At 69.6% G+C, this 20,723-nt stretch carries 20 protein-coding genes; 10 read left to right on the forward strand and 10 right to left on the reverse strand.

The annotated features are described in order from the left end of the window. Positions 1-359 precede the first annotated feature (359 nt). Complete coding sequence (locus HUX53_RS03505; protein WP_255204877.1) at positions 360-1,031, forward strand: peptidoglycan recognition family protein; 672 nt, start codon at positions 360-362, stop codon at positions 1,029-1,031. Positions 1,032-1,186: 155 nt separating this feature from the next. Here HUX53_RS03505 and HUX53_RS03510 read toward each other — a convergent pair whose 3' ends face one another. After that, positions 1,187-1,375, reverse strand: coding sequence for a hypothetical protein (locus HUX53_RS03510; RefSeq protein ID WP_176401727.1), 189 nt, complete (start codon positions 1,373-1,375; stop codon positions 1,187-1,189). Between the two features lie 54 nt (positions 1,376-1,429). Next, positions 1,430-2,755, reverse strand: a complete 1,326-nt coding sequence (locus HUX53_RS03515) for an MATE family efflux transporter (RefSeq protein ID WP_176401728.1) — start codon at positions 2,753-2,755, stop codon at positions 1,430-1,432. Positions 2,756-3,091: 336 nt separating this feature from the next. On the opposite strand from HUX53_RS03515, the gene HUX53_RS03520 reads away from it, so the two are divergent. Next, positions 3,092-7,249 (forward strand): replicative DNA helicase, encoded by a 4,158-nt coding sequence (locus tag HUX53_RS03520; protein WP_176401729.1) that lies wholly within the window; start codon positions 3,092-3,094, stop codon positions 7,247-7,249. Between the two features lie 52 nt (positions 7,250-7,301). Here the strand turns inward: HUX53_RS03520 and HUX53_RS03525 are convergent, their stop codons facing one another. Beyond that, positions 7,302-7,868, reverse strand: a complete 567-nt coding sequence (locus HUX53_RS03525; RefSeq protein WP_176401744.1) for a PadR family transcriptional regulator — start codon at positions 7,866-7,868, stop codon at positions 7,302-7,304. A 150-nt stretch (positions 7,869-8,018) separates the two neighbouring features. Between HUX53_RS03525 and HUX53_RS03530 the strand changes: the two genes are divergently transcribed. Continuing rightward, positions 8,019-8,435 carry a nuclear transport factor 2 family protein gene (locus tag HUX53_RS03530; protein ID WP_176401730.1) on the forward strand — a complete coding sequence of 139 codons (417 nt, stop codon included), beginning with the start codon at positions 8,019-8,021 and terminating at the stop codon, positions 8,433-8,435. Between the two features lie 34 nt (positions 8,436-8,469). On the opposite strand, the gene HUX53_RS03535 is transcribed toward HUX53_RS03530, so the two are convergent. Continuing rightward, positions 8,470-8,979, reverse strand: coding sequence for a GNAT family protein (locus HUX53_RS03535; RefSeq protein WP_309237026.1), 510 nt, complete (start codon positions 8,977-8,979; stop codon positions 8,470-8,472). Between the two features lie 30 nt (positions 8,980-9,009). Next, positions 9,010-9,489: a MarR family winged helix-turn-helix transcriptional regulator gene (locus HUX53_RS03540; RefSeq protein ID WP_176401731.1), complete on the reverse strand. Its 480-nt coding sequence runs from the start codon at positions 9,487-9,489 to the stop codon at positions 9,010-9,012. Positions 9,490-9,563: 74 nt separating this feature from the next. Between HUX53_RS03540 and HUX53_RS03545 the strand changes: the two genes are divergently transcribed. Beyond that, positions 9,564-9,947, forward strand: a complete 384-nt coding sequence (locus HUX53_RS03545) for a nuclear transport factor 2 family protein (protein WP_176401732.1) — start codon at positions 9,564-9,566, stop codon at positions 9,945-9,947. A 72-nt stretch (positions 9,948-10,019) separates the two neighbouring features. On the opposite strand, the gene HUX53_RS03550 is transcribed toward HUX53_RS03545, so the two are convergent. After that, entirely contained in the window at positions 10,020-10,808 is a 789-nt protein-coding gene (locus HUX53_RS03550; protein ID WP_176401733.1) for an SDR family NAD(P)-dependent oxidoreductase, read from the reverse strand. Between the two features lie 111 nt (positions 10,809-10,919). Between HUX53_RS03550 and HUX53_RS03555 the strand changes: the two genes are divergently transcribed. Beyond that, positions 10,920-11,912 carry a helix-turn-helix transcriptional regulator gene (locus HUX53_RS03555; protein ID WP_309237027.1) on the forward strand — a complete coding sequence of 331 codons (993 nt, stop codon included), beginning with the start codon at positions 10,920-10,922 and terminating at the stop codon, positions 11,910-11,912. Positions 11,913-11,933: 21 nt separating this feature from the next. Here HUX53_RS03555 and HUX53_RS03560 read toward each other — a convergent pair whose 3' ends face one another. Beyond that, the gene (locus tag HUX53_RS03560; protein WP_176401734.1) at positions 11,934-13,061 is read right to left on the reverse strand and encodes a class I SAM-dependent methyltransferase; all 1,128 of its coding nucleotides are present in this window, start codon (positions 13,059-13,061) and stop codon (positions 11,934-11,936) included. Positions 13,062-13,103: 42 nt separating this feature from the next. Here HUX53_RS03560 and HUX53_RS03565 point away from each other — a divergent pair, with 42 nt between their 5' ends. Further along, complete coding sequence (locus HUX53_RS03565; RefSeq protein WP_309237028.1) at positions 13,104-13,448, forward strand: YrdB family protein; 345 nt, start codon at positions 13,104-13,106, stop codon at positions 13,446-13,448. Positions 13,449-13,817: 369 nt separating this feature from the next. Further along, positions 13,818-15,281, forward strand: coding sequence for a serine/threonine-protein kinase (locus HUX53_RS03570; RefSeq protein WP_255204880.1), 1,464 nt, complete (start codon positions 13,818-13,820; stop codon positions 15,279-15,281). 42 nt (positions 15,282-15,323) lie between these two features. Here HUX53_RS03570 and HUX53_RS03575 read toward each other — a convergent pair whose 3' ends face one another. Beyond that, entirely contained in the window at positions 15,324-15,686 is a 363-nt protein-coding gene (locus HUX53_RS03575; RefSeq protein WP_176401737.1) for a nuclear transport factor 2 family protein, read from the reverse strand. An 84-nt stretch (positions 15,687-15,770) separates the two neighbouring features. Further along, the gene (locus tag HUX53_RS03580; protein ID WP_176401738.1) at positions 15,771-16,823 is read right to left on the reverse strand and encodes a hypothetical protein; all 1,053 of its coding nucleotides are present in this window, start codon (positions 16,821-16,823) and stop codon (positions 15,771-15,773) included. 81 nt (positions 16,824-16,904) lie between these two features. Here HUX53_RS03580 and HUX53_RS03585 point away from each other — a divergent pair, with 81 nt between their 5' ends. The 3 genes from HUX53_RS03585 (at position 16,905) to dnaN (ending at position 20,112) form a co-directional block, all read left to right on the forward strand. Further along, a complete protein-coding gene (locus HUX53_RS03585; protein ID WP_176401739.1) occupies positions 16,905-18,377 on the forward strand; it encodes a DNA-3-methyladenine glycosylase 2 family protein in 1,473 nt (490 codons plus the stop codon). Between the two features lie 8 nt (positions 18,378-18,385). After that, on the forward strand, positions 18,386-18,898 hold the full coding sequence (locus tag HUX53_RS03590) for a methylated-DNA--[protein]-cysteine S-methyltransferase (protein WP_176401740.1): 513 nt from the start codon (positions 18,386-18,388) through the stop codon (positions 18,896-18,898). 68 nt (positions 18,899-18,966) lie between these two features. Next, the gene (gene dnaN, locus HUX53_RS03595; RefSeq protein ID WP_176401741.1) at positions 18,967-20,112 is read left to right on the forward strand and encodes a DNA polymerase III subunit beta; all 1,146 of its coding nucleotides are present in this window, start codon (positions 18,967-18,969) and stop codon (positions 20,110-20,112) included. An 11-nt stretch (positions 20,113-20,123) separates the two neighbouring features. Here dnaN and HUX53_RS03600 read toward each other — a convergent pair whose 3' ends face one another. Beyond that, on the reverse strand, positions 20,124-20,687 hold the full coding sequence (locus tag HUX53_RS03600) for a helix-turn-helix domain-containing protein (RefSeq protein ID WP_176401742.1): 564 nt from the start codon (positions 20,685-20,687) through the stop codon (positions 20,124-20,126). Between the last annotated feature and the right edge of the window lie 36 nt (positions 20,688-20,723).

Below are 20,723 nucleotides of genomic sequence, written 5' to 3' on the forward strand. Positions count from 1 at the left end.
TATGATTGATAGTAGGAGTGTACTGTGACGAATGTGTTTACTTTTCTTAGTGCGTGTGTGCTGCGTCCTCCAAGATCTACGCGATCCGCGTCGTCGGCAGCGTCAGAGGTGTATAGGAGAGAGGTGAATCTTCCGTGAACCGCCCTGTGTTTGGGTGATCGTCGGAGCGGCCATTACGTTCCGTGATCAGTTGATCGCCGGAGCGAAGGGGGACGGTGTTGATCGCGCATTCGGGGGACGGCGCGGACGACCGGGGGCGCGGCGGCATGCCGGTGACGCGCCGGGCGGTCATCGGTGGCGTGGCCGGGGCCGGTCTGCTGGAGATGCTGTCCATGGCATCGCCCCTCCAGAATGAGGCCATGGCGGAGGAGTCACCCGAGGGCATCGCCGGACGCGCCCTGTTCGCGGCGGAGACCCCGCACGTCTACACGCGCGCGCAGTGGAAGGCGCGGCCGCCCAGGCGGCCGGCCACGGTCCTCAACCGGGCACCGGACCACATCGTCGTCCACCACACCGCCACGGCGAACTCCCGCGATGGATCGCTGGCCCACGCGTTCAGCCTGTCCCGGAGCATCCAGAACATCCACATGGACAAGAACGGCTGGGACGACACCGGCCAGCAGCTCACCATCAGCCGGGGCGGCATCGTGATGGAGGGACGCAACCGCAGCCTGAAGTCGATCCGGGCCGGTGATCTTGTGGTGGGCGCGCAGGTCCTGCACAACAACGACCACACGATCGGCATCGAGAACGAGGGAACGTACACGTCGCGCGCGGTTCCAGGACGGCTGTGGAAATCGCTGCTGGAGGTGTGCGTGTGGCTGTGCCAGGAGTACGACCTCGATCCGTCCAGCGCGATCGTCGGGCATCGCGACTACAACAAGACGGAGTGTCCGGGGGACAGGCTCTACGCCCGGCTGCCCGAGCTCCGCAGGTCGGTCGCCGCCCGTCTGGAGGGATCCCCCAGCCCGGGCAACGCCACGACGGGTCCGGTCTTGCCGGTTCTGCCGTCCCTGGACGATCTGACCTGAGGCTTTCGGCCACGCGTCCTGTGCCCGGGCCCGTCCGCGACCACGTCGCCCGCCGCGCCGGAGTGCGGCGATGAGTGCGCACCTTGCTCCAGTGGGAAGTGGCGTTATCCGGTCCTGCGATGGGCGTCGCATCAGTGGTGGCCGTCTGGATCCGGTTATGTTTCCGGGGTGGTGTAGCGGGTTCGGCGGCGGGCGATCTCGGGGTCGATGCCCTCGATCAGGGACCAGATGCCCGCCACCCGTTCCACGAGGGTCTCCGGGGGCAGTCCGGCCAGGCCCTCGGCCGCCAGGTCGTCGATCGCCTGCGTCAGCCGGGCCATCCGCTCGCCGTGTGTGGAACACATGTTCGAATAGTAGCGGGTGGGGCGTCCGGTGCGGGTGCGATTCGCCGAATCCCGCTAGCGGACGGCGCCGGTGACCATCCAGCGGTCGCCGCGGGCGCGCAGGCCGAGGGTGAGCATGCGGGTCAGCATCCAGAGGCCGATCGCGGTCCAGAGCCCGACGAGTCCGGCGTCCGCCCTGTACAGGGCGATCGCGGCGGGCAGGAAGACGATCGTCGCGACCAGCGTCGTCACGGCGAGGTAGGCGCCGTCGCCAGCGCCGATCAGGATGCCGTCCAGGACGAACACGACGCCCGCGACGGGCTGCAGCACCGCGACCAGGAGCAGCGAGGCGAGCAGCAGGTGCCGGACGTCGCCGTCCGCGGTGAAGAGGGCGGGCAGCAACGGGCGGACGAGGAGGATGAGCAGGCCGAACGCGACGCCGGAGCCGATGCCCCACCACACCATCCGGCGCGTGATGGCGCGCGTGGCCGTGGTGTCGGACGCGCCCAGGTAGCGTCCGGTGATGGCCTGCCCGGCGATCGCGATGGCGTCGAGCGCGAACGCCAGCAGCGTCCACACCTGGAAGCCGACCTGGTAGGCGGCGATCTCGGCGTCCCCCATGCGGGCGGCGATCGACGTTCCCACGATGAGGACGACGCGGAGTGCGGCCGTCCGGACCAGGAGGCCGAAGCCCGCCGTGGCGGACGTCCGCAACCCGGCCATGTCGGGACGGACCGGGGCCCCGTGCCGGCGCGCCGCCCTTAGCACGACGGCCACGTAGACGACCGCGCTGCCCGTCTGGGCGAGGACGGTGCCCCAGGCCGCACCGGCGATCCCCCAGTCCAGGACGAGTACGAAAACCACGTTGAGCAGCAGGTTCGCCGAGAATCCGCCGATGGAGACGAAGAGCGGCGTGCGGGTGTCCTGCAGGCCGCGCAGGACGCCGGTGCCGGCGAGCACGAGCAGCATCGACGGAATGCCGAAGAGGCTGACGCGGAGGTAGGTCTCGGCGTACGGGGTCACGGCGGGGGACGCGCCGAACGCGTCCACGATCCACGGGGTCAGCGGCCAGCCGGCGACGATCAGCACCGCTCCGATGGCGATCGCGAGCCACATCCCGTCGATGCCCTGCCTGATCGCCGCCCGCAGGTCGCCGGCGCCGACCTGCCGCGCGACCCCGGCGGTCGTCCCGTAGGCGAGGAAGACGCACAGGTAGACGAGGGTGGTCAGCACCTGGCCGGCGACGCCGAGGCCGCCCAGTTGCGCGGTGCCGAGATGCCCGATGATCGCCGAGTCGGACAGCAGGAACAGGGGTTCGGCGACGAGCGCGCCGAAGGCCGGCACGGCCAGGCGCAGGATCTCGCGGTCGTGCGCGGTCGCGAGCCGCCGGGAAGTCGTCACCGCGCCGAGGGTACCACGCGGTAACTTTCCTAAGAACTTCAAGCCTTACAGTGCCGTGCCGGGCCGACTTTCTTTCCCGCACAGCCGGTGGATGACGTTATCGCAGGTCATCGGGCTGCTATGCACGTCGTCCACGGAGAATCCACAGAGTTGTCCACAGGTCGTGCACAACCGGCACGGCGTGTCTGCACAGGCGCTCCACAGGTTCGTCCACAGGCGGCTTTGCTCATGGACGCGCGGGCTCGCGAGAATGTCCGACGCGTCGGATAGACGTGTGGAGAACGGTCGGCGATGGGCGGACGGGGCCGCCGGCGGCCGAGATGAGGGGGTGCGGCGGTGAGCGTGGCCGATATCGGACCGCAGGAGCACGAGTTCGAACGCACCCCACCGCACGACATCTCGGCGGAGCAGGGCGTGCTCGGCGGCATGCTGCTCTCCCAGGACGCCATCGCCGAGGTCGTCGAACTGCTGCGTACACCCGACTTCTACCGTCCCGCACACCAGATCGTCTACGACGTCATCCTCGACCTCTACGGCCGCGGCGACCCGGCCGACGCCGTCACCGTGGCGGGCGAGCTCACCAAGAACGGTGAGATCGCCCGGATCGGCGGTGCCCCCTACCTGCACACGCTGATCTCCCTGGTGCCCACGGCGGCCAACGCCGGCTACTACGCCAAGATCGTGCATGAGCGCGCGATCCTGCGCCGGCTGGTCGAGACCGGCACCCGCATCGTCCAGATGGGCTACGCGGCCGACGGGGCCGACGCCGACGAGGTCCTCGACCGCGCCCAGGCCGAGGTCTTCGCCATCGCCGAGAAGCGGGCCGGCGAGGACTATGTCGCGCTGTCGGAGATCATGCCCGGCGCTTTGGACGAGATCGAGGCCATCGGCAGCCGCGGCGGCCAGATGGTCGGCTGCCCCACCGGCTTCGCCGACCTCGACGCCCTCACCAACGGCCTCCACCCCGGCCAGATGATCGTCGTCGCCGCCCGCCCCGCCATGGGCAAAGCGCTCGAATTGGGCACTCCGCTACCAACTCCCACAGGGTGGACGACGATGGGCGAGGTGACGGTCGGTGATCACCTGCTCGGGGCCGACGGCAGGCCGACCCGCGTCGTCGCCGCGACCGAGGTGATGCACGGCCGTCCCTGCTACGAGGTCGAGTTCTCGGACGGCGAGGTCATCGTCGCCGACGCCCAGCACCAGTGGCGCACCACCATCCGCTCGAAAGACGGCGATGCACCATGGCTTGCCGATGGCACGCCGCCGCGCGTGGACGAGACCGGGGCCGGAGGGGAAGCGGCCGGCTCGGGTCGTGTCAGCGAAGGCGAGCCCCCCGGCCACATGCCGAGGCACTTCGCCGCGATCCTCCGTAGAGCGTTCTCCCTGGAGTGGGGCAGCCAGAACGGACGATTCGGGCTCGGGACCAAGTCGGTGCCGAACGCCTCCGGTTTCACTCATTTCTCCGGCATCACCAGCAGCGCCGGCTCCTGGCCGACCAGGGAGATCATTGCCGTCCGCTCGACGGCGGAGGACAGCGGCCAGGGCGGGAAGCAGAGCGGGCGCCGTCCACTGCGTGCCGGAAAAGCGCACGGTCCGCACGGCTTGCCCGGGGTTGCCGGCGTGCCCTGGACGGACTTCGGGCAGGTTCGCGGATGGTCTACCTGTGCCGGCATGGAGGCGGAGAGCATGACCGGCGAGGGCGGGGCGTCCCGCACGCCGCCGCCCCAGGATCACCGCCCGGTGATCCGAGGCCGCCATGGCACCGCCGTCGCCCGGCCGCAAGGCGGTCGGGCGGCGTTCGGCGGTCGCGCCGGGATCCGGACGACCGGGGAGATCTTCGCGACGCTGCGGCACGAAGGGCGTCCGGTCCATGCCGTGGAGGTCGCCGCGGCCTTCGACCTCCCCGAGGCCGATCTGCCCATCGATCCCTATGTTCTCGGCGTGTGGCTCGGGGCCGGGGAACCCGGCCTCGATCAGATCACCTGCCTGGACGGCGCCGTCATCGCCCAGATCGAGGCGACCGGCCAACAGGTCGTTCCGGAGCCGATCCCCGGCTGCTACCTGCTGCCCGGATTGCGCCGCCACCTCGACTCCCTCGGCCTGCTGGCGGGCAAGCACGTCCCCGCGCGATACCTGCGGGCGTCCACGGACCAGCGGCGGGCGTTGCTGGCCGGGCTGCTCGACATCCGCGGGCACGTGTCGGCCGATGGGCGCGTCGACCTTGTGTTCTCCTCTGCACGCCTCGCCGGAGGGATGCACGAACTCGTCCTCAGCCTCGGCCATCGCGCCGAACTGACGACCGAGCCCACGACCGCCCCCGCGCACGAGCCGGTGTACGAGATCGGCTTCACGCCGGCCGAGATGGTGTTCCGGTTGCCGCGTAGGGCAGCCCGCCAACGCGTCGGCGTGCCTCCGAAGGTGCGGTACATCGTGGACGTGCGCCCGGTGGAGAGCGTGCCGGTGCGGTGCGTGCAGGTCGACAACGACGACCACATGTACCTGGCGGGACGTTCCTGCATCCCGACGCACAACTCGACGCTCGCGCTCGACTTCGCCCGCGCCGCGTCCATCAAGCACGGCCTGGCCTCGGCGTTCTTCAGCCTGGAGATGGGGCGCAACGAGATCACGATGCGGCTGCTGTCCGCCGAGGCGCGGGTGGCGCTGCACGCGATGCGGTCCGGCACCATGCAGGACGAGGACTGGACGCGCCTCGCCCGCCGCATGAGCGAGGTCGCCGAGGCGCCGCTGTTCATCGACGACTCGCCCAACATGTCGATGATGGAGATCCGCGCGAAGTGCCGGCGCCTCAAGCAGCAGCACGACCTGCGCCTGGTCATCATCGACTACCTGCAGCTGATGAGCTCCGGCAAGCGCGTGGAGAGCCGCCAGGTCGAGGTCTCGGAGTTCTCCCGGTCGCTGAAGCTCCTCGCCAAGGAGCTGGGCGTCCCGGTCATCGCGCTGTCGCAGCTCAACCGAGGCCCGGAGCAGCGAACCGACAAAAAACCCATGGTGTCCGACCTTCGCGAATCGGGGTGTGTCACGGCATCCACTCGGATCATGCGGGCGGACACCAATGAACAGGTCACCATGGGTGAGCTCGTGGCGAGCGGCGAGAGGGACGTCCCCGTATGGGCGCTTGATGAGCGTCTGAAGTACGTGCCCCGAACCATGACACATGCGTTTTCCAGCGGGCGTCGAGAAGTCTTCCGCGTCAGGTTGGCCTCCGGTAAAGAGGTCGAGGCCACCGCCAACCACCCCTTCCTCACCTATCACGGCTGGAAGCCGCTCGGTGAGCTGGCGCCCGGTTCGCGTGTCGCGACCTCCAGGCATGTGCCACCGCCGCTGGACCCAACGGCATGGCCCGAGGCGCGCGTGGTCATGCTGGCGCACCTCATCGGCGACGGATCATTCTTGAGGCGTCAGCCGATCCGCTACGCCAGTAAGGACGAGGCGTGTCTTCAGGCCGTCACCGAAGCGGCCGAGCATTTCGGCATCACCGCCGTCCGGGACGACTACGAGGTCGCGCGGGTGACCACGCTCCGGTTGCCGGCGCCGTACCGCTTGACTCACGGTCGCCGGAATCCGATCGCCAAATGGCTTGATGAACTCGGACTCTTCGGAAGACGTTCGCATGAGAAGTTCGTTCCGGCGCCGGTATTCAGCCTCCCCAAGGAGGAGGTGGCGCTTTTCCTCAAGCATCTCTGGGCCACGGACGGCTGTGTCCACTGGGACGCGAAGAACGGCCAATGCCGTGTCTACTACGCATCCACGAGCAGGCAACTCGTTGAGGATGTCTCCACCTTGCTGCTGCGATTCGGCATTCTCTCGCGCATCAAGAGCGTCACGAAGGGTTCCTATCGCCGCGGGTACCAGCTCCACCTCTTCGGCGCGGAGAATCAGCTCGCGTTCTTCGAATCCGTCGGCGTCCATGGGGCGCGTGGTGTCATAGCCGCGGCCGCTGTCGACCTGCTCCGAGGAATTCGATCGAACACCAATCGCGACACTGTTCCCAGAGAAGTATGGGACGATGTCCGGAGCATTCTCGCCGATCGTGGGATGACGCACAGGGAGTTCTCCGCCGCAATCGGTACCCAGTTCTGTGGCAGTGCACTGTGGAAGCGTGCATCCAGCCGTGAGCGGCTTGGGCGCGTTGCGACGGTAATGGGCAGCGCCGAGCTGGAACTGCTCTGCACCAACGACGTGCTCTGGGATGAAATAGTAGACATCGAGAGCATCGGTGAACAGGACGTCTACGACGCCACGGTGCTCGGCCTTCATAATTTCGTGGCAAACGGAATTTCTCTCCATAACAGTATCGAGCAGGATGCGGACATGGTGATCCTGTTGCACCGCGAGGACGCCTACGAGAAGGAGTCGCCGCGCGCCGGCGAGGCCGATCTGATCGTCGCCAAGCACCGCAACGGCCCGACCGCCACCGTCACCGTTGCCTTTCAGGGCCACTACAGCCGCTTCGTCGACATGGCTCAGTAGCCGCACGCCGCCCCGCGCGTTTTCGTCCGTGTCACGCCCCCGATGCCGGGAGTCAGGGGGTGTGGGTGGTGGTGCGGTGGGTCAGGGTGGTCAGGGCCTGTTGGCACCAGCGGAGGTTTTCGCGTTCGAAGGCCAGGCCGCGCATCAGGGTGAGGTAGGGGCCGATGCGGTCGGCGGTGGCGAGGTGCTCCGTTTCGGTGCGGCCGTCCAGGAGGCGGGCGCGGAGGCGTTCGAAGCGGGCGACCTTGGCTTCGGCCCAGGTCATGCGTTCGCGGATGGCGTTCATGACCGCTTGGGTGTCGCCCGCGTCCACTGCCTGGACCTGGACCATGAGTTCTTCGCGGATGGCGCCGGGGCGCGGCGGGGTGGCGGTGAAGTCGTGCAGGGCGCGGCGGCCGGCGTCGGTGAGGGAGAACAGGCGCTTGTTGGGGCGGCGTTCCTGCTGGACGACGCGGGCCTGGATGAGGCCCTCGGCCGCCATTTTGTCCAGTTCGCGGTAGAGCTGCTGCGGGGTGGCCATCCAGAAGTTAGCGACGCCGGCGTCGAAGCTCTTCGCCAGGTCGTATCCCGATGCCTCGCCCTCCAGGAGGGTGGCCAGTACCGCGTTGCGCAGCGACATACCCCTGAGCGTAGCGGCGGCGACAGTCGCTTCGTCCATTAATCAATTTTGTGACTACGGCCACGTCATTCTGCCCTGGACGAGTGGTCGAGGACACGATTAGTGTCATCCGCACCTAGTCAACTAGTTTCATATCGGGGGGGCGCTCCCATGCATCCGTTCCGGCGGGCCGTGGAGGCCGGTGACATCGCGGCCTTGGAGGCACTGTTCGCGGAGGACGCCGTGTTCACGAGCCCGGTGGTGTTCAAGCCGTACGAGGGCAAGGCGATCACCGCGGCGATCGTGCGGGGCGCGGCGCGGGTGTTCCAGGACATTCGCTACGTGCGGGAGACCGTCAGCACGGACGGCCGCGACCACGCGCTCATGTTCAAGGCGACGGTCGACGGGCTCCAGGTGCACGGATGCGACTTCCTGCACCTTGACGACAACGGGCTGATCGACGATCTCACCGTGATGGTGCGGCCGCTATCGGCGGCGAAGGCGGTGGCCGAGGCAATGGGCGCCCAGTTCGACCAGATCCAGCGCGAGGCCTTCGGCGCGGAGACCGCAGCGGCAGAACCGCGCTAGCACGCCGCGCTGGAAGCGCGATCGTTCTCGGTGCTCAGCGGGCCGGGCGTTCGAAGATCAGTTCGCGGCCGTCCTCGTCGTCCCATTGTTCGCCGATGTAAGTGAAGCCTTGGCCCGCGATCGTGGCGAGGGACGCCCTGTTGTCCGGGCTGATCGTGGCGCGGACGGTCGTGACGGACGGTTCGGCGGCGGCACGTTCCATCAGGGCGGTGAGCATCGCGCGTGCGTAGCCCTTGCGGCGGTGGGCCGGGTCGACGGAGTAGGCGATCGTGACCGTGCCGTTCTCGGGTGCCCCGTGGAAGCCGGCGTGGCCGACGACGTGCCCGTCCGGTTGCGCGACGGCGGCCCGGACGATCCACGCGGCATGGGACGGGTCGCGGGCGAGTTGGGCGAGGCGGAAACGCCACAGCGACTTCGCTTCGTCGGTCGTGAAGTAGCCGGTGAGGGGACTTCCGGTGGCGGTGGCGGCGCCCGCCAAGTCCCCGTCTAGTAGGGCGATCATCGCGGCCGGCGGCAGTTCGACGAGCTGGATGGCAGGCGGCACAGGCGGCCCCTTCCGGAGAAAAGACCGAGGTTATTGCCGGGGTTTCGGCGAGCGCGACTGATTATCGGCGTGGTGGTCGGCTAGGCGGGTCAGCAGGCCGATGAGCTGTTCGCGTTCGGCCGGTGCGAGCGGTGCGAGGAGCTCGTCCTGGATACCGGCCAGGACCCCGTCGAGTTCCCGGAGGTGGCGGGCGCCGTCCGGGGTGAGCGTGATGATGTTGCGGCGCCGGTCGGACGGGTCGTGGGAGCGCTCGACCAGCCCCTTCGCGGCGAGCTCGTTCAGGGCGGCGACGACGTCGCTGCGGTCGATGCCGGTGTGGCGGCCCAGCGTGGCCTGGCTGGACGGGCCGTACTCGGCGAGGGCGGCGAGCAGCCGGTAGTGGTAACCGCGGGCGCCCGCCGCGGCGAAACCGGCGCCGACCAGGCGGTGGCTGTGCGCCGAGACCAGGTTGATCAGCCAGCTCGGGGCGTTGCGGAGGCGCGCGGGCGTCCGGGCGTCGGCCGTCATCATGCCGCACAGCCTACCTGGTTGTTGGCACGGCCAACGATCGACTATCGTTGGCCGCACCAATGAATGGAGTGGTCATGGACGACCGGCAGCAGCTGTCCACGCTCGTCAGCCGCCTAGGGCGGTGGCTGGACGACAAGAGCCCCGGCGACGGACGCGCCCTGTTCACCGAGGACGCCGAAGCGCACACCCTCGGCGGCGTCGCCAGGGGCGTCGACGCCCTCGTCGAGCAGGCGCGCCGCAACCACACGGTGCCGACCCAGCACTTCATCACCGATCCGCTCATCGATGTGAACGGCGACAAGGCTGCCATCAGTGCGAACCTCCTCGTCGTCTTCGCGCACGAGTCCGGGCCGCGCATGCTGGGCGAACGCTACGACCTGCAGGCATCCCGGACAGTGGACGGCTGGCGCCTCTCCCGCGTCCAGGCCCGCCCGATCTGGGAAGTCGCAAACGCCTGAGATCCCCCACTCCGCCGGGACGTCCCGCAGACCGATCTCAGTGACCTCGCCGGGCGGTTGGCCGGGGGCTGCCTAGGGGGACGTCAGGTCGTCCGAGAGCGCGCGCAGGCGAGCACGTGCTTCGGGGTCATATGCCTGGTCGTCCGCGCGCGCTTGGTGAAGACCGTTGAAGAAGCGGCCGGAGACGTCGTCCAACGCCGGATCGGTGACGAGGCGATGCGTTGCCTCAAGGCCCTCTTCCAATGTGCTGACCGGTGACGAGACCATCTTGGTCGGCATGAAGGTGGCCGGGTGCAGGGCGTTCGCGGTGACGCCCGTCCCGGCCAGTTCGTCGGCGAGATCGATGGTGAACAGAACCTGGGCGAGCTTGCTCTGGCAGTACGCCCGGAACCCGCGGTAGCGGCGGGTGAGCATCACGTCGGCGAAGTCGATCGTTTGCTGGCCGAGGCTGCTGACATTGACGATCCGGGCCGGTGCCGACGACACGAGCGTCGGCAGCAGCAGCCGAGTCAGCAAATATCCGGACAAGTAGTTCACTGCGAACGTCACCTCGTGGCCGTCCGCGCTCGCCTGCCACGACTCCGGCCCGGCGATCCCGGCATTGTTGACCAGCACGTCCAGCCGCGGGTGGTCGGCGCGGACGGCCTCGGCGAGCGCGCGGGTCTCGGCCAGCGACGACAGGTCGGCCCGGTACCAGGCCGACCGGCCGCCGATCTCCTGGAGGGTCGCCTTGCCGCGCTGGTCGTCCCGTCCGTGGACGAGCACGGTCGCGCCTTCGGCGGTCAGCCGGGCGGCCAGGACGCGACCGAGGCCATCGGTCGCGCCCGTGATGAGAATGGTCTGCTGATCGATAGGACGCATGCTTTCCATCGTGCTCGGCGCGCGCCGCCGAGTAACAGGCTTCCGCTATGGGCGGTCGAAGAAGTCCCGGACGAGCTTCACGAATTCGTCCGGCCGTTCCATCATCACGACGTGCCCGCTGTCGAGCTCGATGTATTCACTGCCGGCGATGCCCGCGGCCAGTTCCCGGTGGTTCTCGACCGGGATCGTCCGGTCCTGCGTGCAGCCGAAGGACCGCTTGTCCTCCGGGCGCGGCTGATCGCCCGTCCGTGGGACCTGAACCGCCGCGACCTCGCCGACTTCCTCCGCCGCTCGCGGGAGCGGCTGCGCCCGCGGGACGTGGGCCTGGCGGCGGGCCCGCGGCGCCGCACGCCGGGGCTGCGCCGCGAGGAGGTGTCGCAGCTCGCGGGCATGTCCGCCGACTACTACATGCGGCTTGAGCAGGCGCGGAGCCCGCAGCCGTCCGTCCAGCTGCTGGCCGCGCTCGCCCGCGCGCTGCGGCTGACCGAGGACGAGCGGGACCACCTGTACGTCCTCGCCGGGCATCGCCCGCCCGCCGGTCCCTTCGCCGGCGAGTACGTCCGGCCGGGCCTGCTCTACCTCCTCGATCGGCTGGACGAGACGCCCGCGCACATCGTCGGCGACCTCGGTGACCTGCTCGCGCAGAACGCCATGGCCGACTCCCTTTTCGGCTGCGTCTGCACCGTGGACGGGCCCGGCCGAAACATCGTCTGGCGGTGGTTCACCGACCCGTTCGTCCGGGAGGCGTACCCGCCGGACGAACACGAGCACTACAGCCGCCAGCACGTCGCCGACCTGCGCGCCGCCGTGGCCCGCCGCGGCGGCGACGAGCCGGCGCGGGCGCTCGTCCGGCGGCTCCGGGAGGCCAGCGCCGAGTTCACCCGGCTCTGGGAACTGCACGAGGTCGCCGTCCGCCGCACCAGCCGGATGAGGGTGCTGCACCCCCAGGTCGGGCCGATCGAGTTCGACGCGGAGGTCCTGCTCACGCCGGCCGAGGACCAGCGCCTCGTCGTGTACACCCCGTCCCCCGGCACCGCGGCGATCGACGCCCTCGCCCTGCTCCGCGTCGTCGGCCCCGAAACCGCCCACCGCAGCCATATCTGAGCGTGTCGGGCAGAGCGCGCGTTAGCCGGGAGGTCGGCGCAGGCGCCAGAGGGACGTCGTTTCGGCGGCGCGGGCCGCGTGGAGCGGGTCGCCGGGGTCGGCGGCGCGCGGGTGGACGGGCCTGGTGTCGAGCCTGCCGGCCACCTCCAGGCCGGACGATTCGAACAGCGCGCGGAGGTCGTCGCGGGTGCGGAGGCCGAGGTGTTCGGCCAGGTCGGACAGGATCAGCCAGCCTTCACCGTCCGGTTCCAGGTGGTCGCCGAGGCGGCTCAGGAAACCGCGGAGCACCCGCCCGCCAGGGTCGTAGACGGCGTGTTCGAGGCGTGAGCTGGGCTTGCCGGGCACCCACGGCGGGTTGCAGACGACGAGGCCGGCACGCCCCTGCGGGAACAGGTCGGCGTGGAGGACCTCAACCTCCACTTTCAGCCGATCGACGTTCTCTTGGGCGCAGGCAAGCGCGCGCGGGTCGAGGTCAGTGGCGACGACGCGTTCCACACCCCGACGGGCCAAAACCGCCGCTAGGACGCCCGTTCCGGTTCCGATGTCGAACGCCGTTGTCGCCGACGGAAGTGGCGCCGCGCCGACCAGGTCCACGTACTCCCCTCTGACCGGAGAGAAGACTCCGTAATGCGGATGTATCCGGTCGCCGTCCAGCGCAGGGATGGGGACGCCCTTCACGCGCCATTCATGGGCGCCGATCAACCCGAGCACCTCGCGCAGAGAAACGATGTAGGGCTGGTCGTCCGGCCCATAGGCCTCCGTACAGGCGTCCTGGACGGGAGGTGCACGGTGCAGCGGAATCACGTGTCCCGGGTCGAATGGTATGAGCAGCATGCCCAGCGTCCGCGCGCGCTGGGCTCGTGCCTGACGATGAAGGTGAAATGCCTGTGCCTGGGACGGTTCCGGCTTGCGCCTGCTTCGGCGTGGAGGACGGTCGATCCGGCGTGCCATCGCCATGAGGAGCTGCCGTGCGTTCTGGAAGTCGCCGCGCCACAGCAGCGCGGTGCCCTCGCAGGCCAGCCGATAGGCGTCGTCGGCGCGGGTCTCGTCTCCTATGACCACGACGCGGCCGGGGGCCGGCGCGCCGTTCTCCGACCGCCAGCGGACGTGGTGATCCCGGCCATCCTCCCGCCAGGAGATCTCGTCCACAGGATGTACCGTAACCGCGTGCGTCTACCTGGGCCATTGCATGTGTTGAATGAAGGGCTCGCCTTCCTACTGGAGGTCGTGGCCATCGTCGCGTTGGCGTGGTGGGGTTTCACCATCGGCGACAACGTGTTGCTGCACATCGTCCTGGGGGTGGGGACGCCGGTGGCCGCGATGGTGCTGTGGGGCCTGTTCGCCGCTCCCCGCGCCCGATTCAAGGTCGCGCTACCGCTCGTCCTACTGGTGAAGGCCGTCGTCTTCGGTGCGGGCGCACTCGCGTTCTACGGCGTAGGCCATCCCACGGTGGCGATCGTGTTCGCCGTGGTCGTCGTCCTTAACACGGCCCTAGCAACACTCGACCGCGAAGCCCACTTCCGTGCGACCGCCTAAGCAAAAGGGCTGCGGGCCGATATCGGTCAGTTGTCGCGCAGTCGCGCCTGCCTCGACCTGAGGAATCGCCGCCTGGGTTACGGTTGCCCCGCACTTGTCCGGGTGGGAGATGCGGGGGCCGGATGTACCCACGGCGGTTCGGGGACTACGAGTTGCTGTCCGAACTGGGCCAGGGCGGGTGGGGCATCGTCCATTTGGGGCGGGCGCCGGATGGGCGGATCGTCGCGCTGAAGACGATGAACCAGATCGCCTTCCACAGCGAACACGGTCCCCGCAGGTTCCAGCGGGAGGCGGCCGCGCTGCGCCGGGTCGACGCACCGCACGTCGCCGCGTACGTCGACGCCGACCTGACGGGCCCGACCCCCCTACCTGGTCACCGAGTACGTCCAGGGGCGGCCGCTGGACGAGGTCGTGAAGGCGGGTCCGCTCGGGCGGCAGGACCTCCGCCGGCTCGGGCTCGGCCTGGCGCGGGCCCTGGACGCTCTGCACACCGCGGACCTGGTCCACCGGGACGTCAAGCCGGCCAACATCATCATGGCGGCCGGTGAGCCGGTGCTCATCGACCTCGGCATCGCGTACAGCATCGACAACACCCGGATCACGACCATGCCGATCGGCACGTGGCGCTACATGGCGCCCGAGCTCCTGAGGGAGGCGAGGCCGACAGGTGCGGCGGACGTGTTCGGCTGGGGCGCGGTGATGGCCTACGCGGCGACCGGCCGGCCGTGCTTCCCGGGGGACACGGCTACAGCGATCCTCTGCCAGATCCTCGAATCGGAGTCAGATATATCCGGTGTTCCCGGCTGGTTGCGGGACATCGTCCGCCGGGCGCTCGCCAAGGACCCGGCGCACCGCCCTACGGTCCGGTCGCTGTGCGAGGCGATGGCGAGCCGGCCCCAGGTGGAACTGCTCCAAGCCGCTTACCGGGACGCGCGGGCCGCGCATGAGCACGCCCGCGCGGAGGGCATCGCCTTCGGCCTGCACGCGATCGCCGTCGCGGCCGGGGACACCGCGCTGGCGGCGCGCAGCCTGCTGGACCAGGCGCACGCCGCACGCTACTCGGACATGTTCGACCGCGCCGAGACGCTGTTCGAGCGGGCGCGGGACGCCTCCGCCGCCGTCGGGGCGCGCCAGGACGAGGGCTGGGCCTGGGACGGGGTGGGCGTCTGCCGGTACCGGCGGGACGAGTGCGACTCGGCGGGGGAGGCCTTCGCCGCCGCGCTCGCCATCGCCGAGGAGGTCGGTGACACCGAGTTGCGCGCGTGGAACCTGTGCAATCTGGGGAGTCTCGCGCTGCGGCGCGGCGATGCCGCGGCCGCCGCCGCCCGCTACGACGAGGCGGTGGACGCGTCCCGGGAGCACCCGGAGATCCAGGCCGAGGCCCTGGTCGGCGGGGCGCGCTGCGCCCTGGACCAGAGGAGCCCCGAGACCGCGGAGTCGCTGTTCCGGCGTGCTGCCCACGCCGCACGAGATGCCGGGAACCACTCCCAGGTCGGGTGGGTTTGGCATGATCTCGGCGAGTCCGCCCGCAAGCGTGAGGAATATGACGTGGCCAGGGATGCCCTGGAGAGTGCCCTGCACGTCGCCGTCGAGATCGGTGACCGCCTCATGGAGGGCTGGACGCTGTGCAAGCTCGCCGACTGCCTCCGCGGCATCGGCGACGAGCGCGAGGCGATCGCGATGTACGAGAAGGCCCTCGATATCGCCGCTTCCCTGAACGACGAAAAGATGAGGGATTACGCCACCACCGGCCTGGGTGCGTCGGTTCGTCCTGACTCTGGTCGCGCGTGGGAGACCGAACGGCTCTCCGCCACGCCACTGGCCGACCGATGACCCGGGTGGCGCGTCGGCCGCCCGGCGCGCCGCACACTCGGCTCAGGCGGGCACCTTGTCGAGGAAGCCGTGGACGCGGTCGAACCGGCCGTCCTCGGTGAACACCGCCACGTCGAAGCCGACGACGATCGCCACGCCGCCCTCGGGGCCGAGTTCCCAGGTGAAGCGGGCCACGTTGTGGTGGGCGTCCACGGCGCCCGCCGGACGGAACACCAGGCCGGGGAACTGCTGCTGCGCGGCGCCGACGAAGGCGTCGATCGCGTCCCGTCCCTCGGCCACGCCGAGCGGGTCGACGTAGACGGGATTCTCCGTCCACAGTTCCTCGATCGCGGCGCGCCGCGCGGCCGGATCCGTCTCGTTCCAGATGGCCAGGTAGCGCTCGACGCGCTGCTGAACGTCGCTCATTTCATGACTCCCGTCTGATCGTCGACGCCCCTTACGGTGCCAACCCGGTGACGGAAGATCGATTACCTGCGACGTCATGGCCGTTCAGTCGAGTTTGATGCGGTCGGTTGCGGTGCGGGCGAGATGCTCGGCGAGGGCGACGGCCTCGGAGGTGGAGTCCCTGCCCTTCAGGCGGGGCGTGTAGGAGAGCCACACGGTGACGTTGGCCCTGCGCACGGAGATCTGGATCTGCGTCACACGACTCGGGTCCTTATAGGTGGACGTGACGATCGTCGCCTCGTCGCCGACGCCCGGCAGGGGGCGCGCGCCCTTGTCGTCGGGTGTGGGGCCGCCGGGACCTTCGCGGAACTCCTTTTCAGCCTGCTCGATTCCGCCGTCCTGACCCAGTTGGTATTTGTGCAGCTGGTACGCGAGCCTCAGCGAAATGGCGTCGAACTGGCAGATGGGGTTGTCGGTGAAGTCATAGAACAACGGCTTCTGCTCCGGAGCCAGCTGTTTCGCCGCCGGTGCGAGCACGCGGCAGGGGTCGGGGAGAGCGCGTGCCTCGCTGCGGCCGGGCCACGCCTGGTGGTGCCAGATCGGGTCGAACGTGACGAAGAGAAACGTCCACGTCGCGAGGATCGCCACGTGCGTGACGGCGTATCGCCAGGTCAGGAGGGGGCGGCCGCGCGTGACCTCGCGTCCCGCCCGCCGGGACAGGTCGGCGACCGCGGCCTCGAAACGCGGATCCCGCCGGAAGCGCAGACGGGCCGGTGCGCCCAAGGTCACCGAGGTCGCGGGACTCACGGCGACGATCCGTTCCGTCCACAACCGGCGGCGTCTTTCGAGTGCCGTAATGCCTTCCCAGGCCATGTAGACCTGGCTTACCGAGTCCTCATGGTTGTGCAGTCCGTCCGGACCGAATTTCACCTTTCCCATGAGGAAGTTCAGCGTCGCGCCCACGGCCGCCAGCCCCATGAAGGCGAGGCACAGAGCCGGCATGAAAGCTTGGATCCAGAACGCGTACCCTGCGGCCAGGACGAGGAGGGCTCCGGCGGTGGCCTGTACGCAGGCGAGATACTTGAGGGTGCGCGGCGGCCTCAGCACCACCTCGGTCTCAGCGGCCGGTAAGACGGGCCCATCGGGCAAGTCGTTCATGAACACCGGATCGTAGTGGTGGCGACGATGATGTCGTTTTCTCGCTAGTGAGGACGTATCGCCATCGGTGATGCTGGATGCATGCACGAGGACGTGGAGAGGTGCGTACGGGCCGTCCAGTCGAAGGACGCCCGTTTCGATGGATGGTTCTTCACCGGTGTGGTGACCACGGGGATCTACTGCCGTCCGAGCTGTCCGGTCGTCCCGCCCAAGCCCGAGAACATGCGCTTCTATCCGAGCGCCGCCGCAGCGCAGCAAGCCGGTTTCCGGGCCTGCAAGCGGTGCCGGCCAGACACGTCCCCTGGCTCGCCCGAGTGGAACCACAGGGCGGACGTCGTCGCGCGGGCAATGCGCCTCATCGCCGACGGTGTCGTCGACCGGGAGGGTGTGCCCGGCCTTGCGGGACGGCTCGGCTACAGCACGCGCCAGATCGAGCGCCAACTGAACGCCGAACTGGGAGCCGGTCCACTTGCCCTGGCGCGAGCCCAGCGCGCTCAGACGGCACGGCTCCTCATCGAAACGACACCCCTCCCGATGGGTGACGTTGCGTTCGCGGCGGGGTTCGCGAGTATTCGGGCATTCAACGACACCGTCCGGGACGTGTTCGCGCTTTCTCCGACTGGGTTGCGTGAACGTGTCGCCAAGGGACATCCGCCGGCGGGCTCGGGAGCGCTCTCCTTGCGGTTGCCGTTCCGTGCGCCACTCTGCCCGGATAACCTGTTCGGCCATCTCACGGCCACCGCCGTCCCAGGCGTCGAGGAGTGGCGGGACGGCGCGTTCCGCCGCGCTATGCGCCTACCCCACGGACACGGCATCGCGACCCTTCGCCCTCAGCCCGACCACGTCGCCTGCACGCTGAGCCTCACGGACCTACGCGACCTTACGATCGCGATCAGCCGCTGCCGCTGGATGCTCGACTTGGACGCCGATCCCATCGCGGTGGACGATCTGCTCCGCAGCGACCCCGTCCTGGCCCCGTTGGTCGACAAGGCCCCTGGACGGCGAGTGCCCCGCACTGTGGACGCCCCAGAGTTCGCCGTACGGGCCGTCCTGGGTCAGCAGGTGTCGACGGCCGCCGCACGCACCCATGCGGGACGCCTGGTAACCGCCTATGGCGACCCCATAGACGACCCTGGTGGCGGACTGACGCACCTGTTCCCGACCCCGTCCGCCCTGGCGGAGCTTGACCCGGAGGCGCTCGCGTTCCCGAAAACCCGGCGCACCACCCTCCTTGCCCTTGTCGACGCACTTTCGAGCGGCCGAATCGACCTTGGCGTAGGGAGCGACTGGGAGGAGGCCCGCGCGCGCTTGTCCGAGCTACCCGGCTTCGGTCCGTGGACCATCGAGACCATCGCGATGCGCGCTCTCGGCGACCCGGACGCCTTCATCCCGGGCGACCTGGGAATCCGGCTCGCCGCCAAGTCTCTCGACCTGCCGAGCACCCCGGCCGCCCTCACCCGACGTGCCGCCCAATGGCGCCCTTGGCGGGCCTATGCCGTCCAATACCTGTGGGCCACGGGCGACCACCCCATCAACCTGCTTCCCGCACACTGAGGAACCTCATGCCTACACACGTCGTCCTAGACAGCCCAGTCGGTCCCCTCACCTTGGTGGCCACAGACGGTGCCCTGTCCGGGCTGTACATGGAGAAGCAACGGCACCTTCCGTCCGAAGAAACCTTCGGTGCGCCCGGCGACCCGGACACCGAACCCTTCGCGACCGTCGCCGCACAGCTCACCGCGTACTTCGCCGGGGAACTGACCGAGTTCGACATACCGCTCAGCCTCCACGGGACGCCCTTCCAGCAGCGCGTCTGGACGGCACTCCAAGACATCCCCTACGGCGAGACCACCACCTACGGCGAACTCGCCGCCGAACTCGGCAACCCGTCCGCGTCCCGTGCGGTCGGCCTCGCCAACGGACGCAACCCGGTCGGCGTCATCGTCCCCTGCCACCGCGTCGTCGGCTCCACCGGCTCCCTCACCGGCTACGGCGGCGGCCTCGACCGCAAGCGCTACCTTCTCGACTTCGAACGCAAGACCCGCACCCGGGCCGACGAGGCCACGCTCTTCTGACCGGTTCTGTCAGTGCCGGGGGCTAACGTGCTCGGCATAGACGTTCACCGTTGGGAAGGCTGATCGAGGTGGAGTTCCGAGTCGACCGGCAGACGCTCGCCGACGCCGTCGCGTGGGCCGCGCGGACGCTGCCGACGCGCCCCGCCCTCCCCGTCCTCGCGGGCATGCTCATCGAGGTCACCGACAAGGGCGAACTGACCCTGGCCGGGTTCGACTACGAGGTGTCCGCGCACGCCCGGGAAGACGCCGACGTGGCCGAGCCGGGCCGCGCCCTCGTCCCCGGCCGCCTCCTGTCGGACATCGTCCGGAACCTCCCCTCGCATCCGGTGGAGGTCTTCACCAAGGGCTCCGAGGTGGTGGTCCGCTGCGGCCCCGCCGAGTTCGGCCTGCTGACGATGCCCGTCGAGGACTACCCGACCCTCCCCGAGCCGCCCGCCCGCGCGGGCACCGTCCCCGGCGACCTGTTCGCCACCGCGGTCGGCCAGGTCACCCCCGCCGCCGGACGCGACGACACCCTGCCCATGCTCACCGGCGTCCGCATCGACATCGAGGGCGACACGATGTGGCTGGCCTGCACCGACCGGTACCGTATCGCCGCCCGCGAACTGACCTGGTCGCCCGACGACCCCGCCTTCACCGCCGGCGTCGTCGTCCCCGCCCGCACCCTCGCCGACACCGCCAAGTCGATCAAGCGCGGCGCGGAGGTCGCCATCGACCTCGGCGGCGCCGCCGACACCCTCATCGGCGTCTCCGGCGGCGGCCGCAGCATGACCAGCCGCCTCCTGGACGACCAGTACATCAACTACCGGTCCCGCCTCACCGGCACCTGGTCGTCCGTCGCCGAGATCCCCGTCGCCCCGTTCGTCGAGGCGATCAAACGCGCCGCCCTCGTCACCGAGCGCGGCACCCCCATCCGGCTGGCCTTCACCGCCGACGAGGTCCGCATCCGCGCCGCCACCGGCGACTCCGCCCGCGCCAACGAGGCCCTGGCCGCCACCCTCACCGGCGACGACATCGACATAGCGTTCGCCCCCCAATACCTGCTGGACGGCCTCGCCGGCATCGACACCGAATACGCCCGCCTCGAATGCGCCGGCCCCACGAAGGCCGCCCTCCTCACCGCCATCCCCGACAAGAAGGACGACGAGGAGACCCCACCCGAAACCGACACCGGCTACCGCTACCTGGCCATGCCCGTCCGCCTAACCTCCTGACCCGCCCCTGGTCAGAGGTCCAGGACGGCGAGGACGAAGTGGACCTCGTTCTTGCTCGCGTTGCCGTAGGAGTGGGGGCGGTCGCCGACGAACACGGCGGCGGCCCCTTCCTCGACGAGGTCCGTCCGGCCGTCCACGCCGAGGGTCAGGGTGCCCTGCTGCACGTACACGATCTCCTTGGTGCCCGGCACGTGCGGGTCGCTCTCCCGCGTCTCGCCAGGCTGGAGCACCCAGTGCCACAGCTCCAGCGACGGCCTCGGATCGCTCCCGGCCAGCAGCGTCCCCGTCCCGCCGTGCTCGCCCTCCCACAGGACGACGTGCCGCTCGGGCCGGAACATACGCATCGGCGGCTCCTCCTCCACCTGCACCAGCCGCGTCAGCGGCACGCCGAGCGCGTCCGAAATGCGGATGAGCGTCCCCAAATTCGGGTTGCCGCGCCCCTGTTCCAGCCCGACCAGCACGCCCTTGCTGACCCCGGCACGCCCGGCGAGCTCGTCCAGGCTCCACCCGTGCCCGGCCCGCAACGCCCGCACGGTCCGCGCCACGGCCTCCCCGATCGCCTCCTGCCCGCTCAATCACCCTCCCGCGCTAATCCACGCCACCCGCAGAGC

Origin of the sequence: Actinomadura sp. BRA 177, assembly GCF_013372625.1 — a bacterium.
Lineage (GTDB): Bacteria > Actinomycetota > Actinomycetes > Streptosporangiales > Streptosporangiaceae > Spirillospora.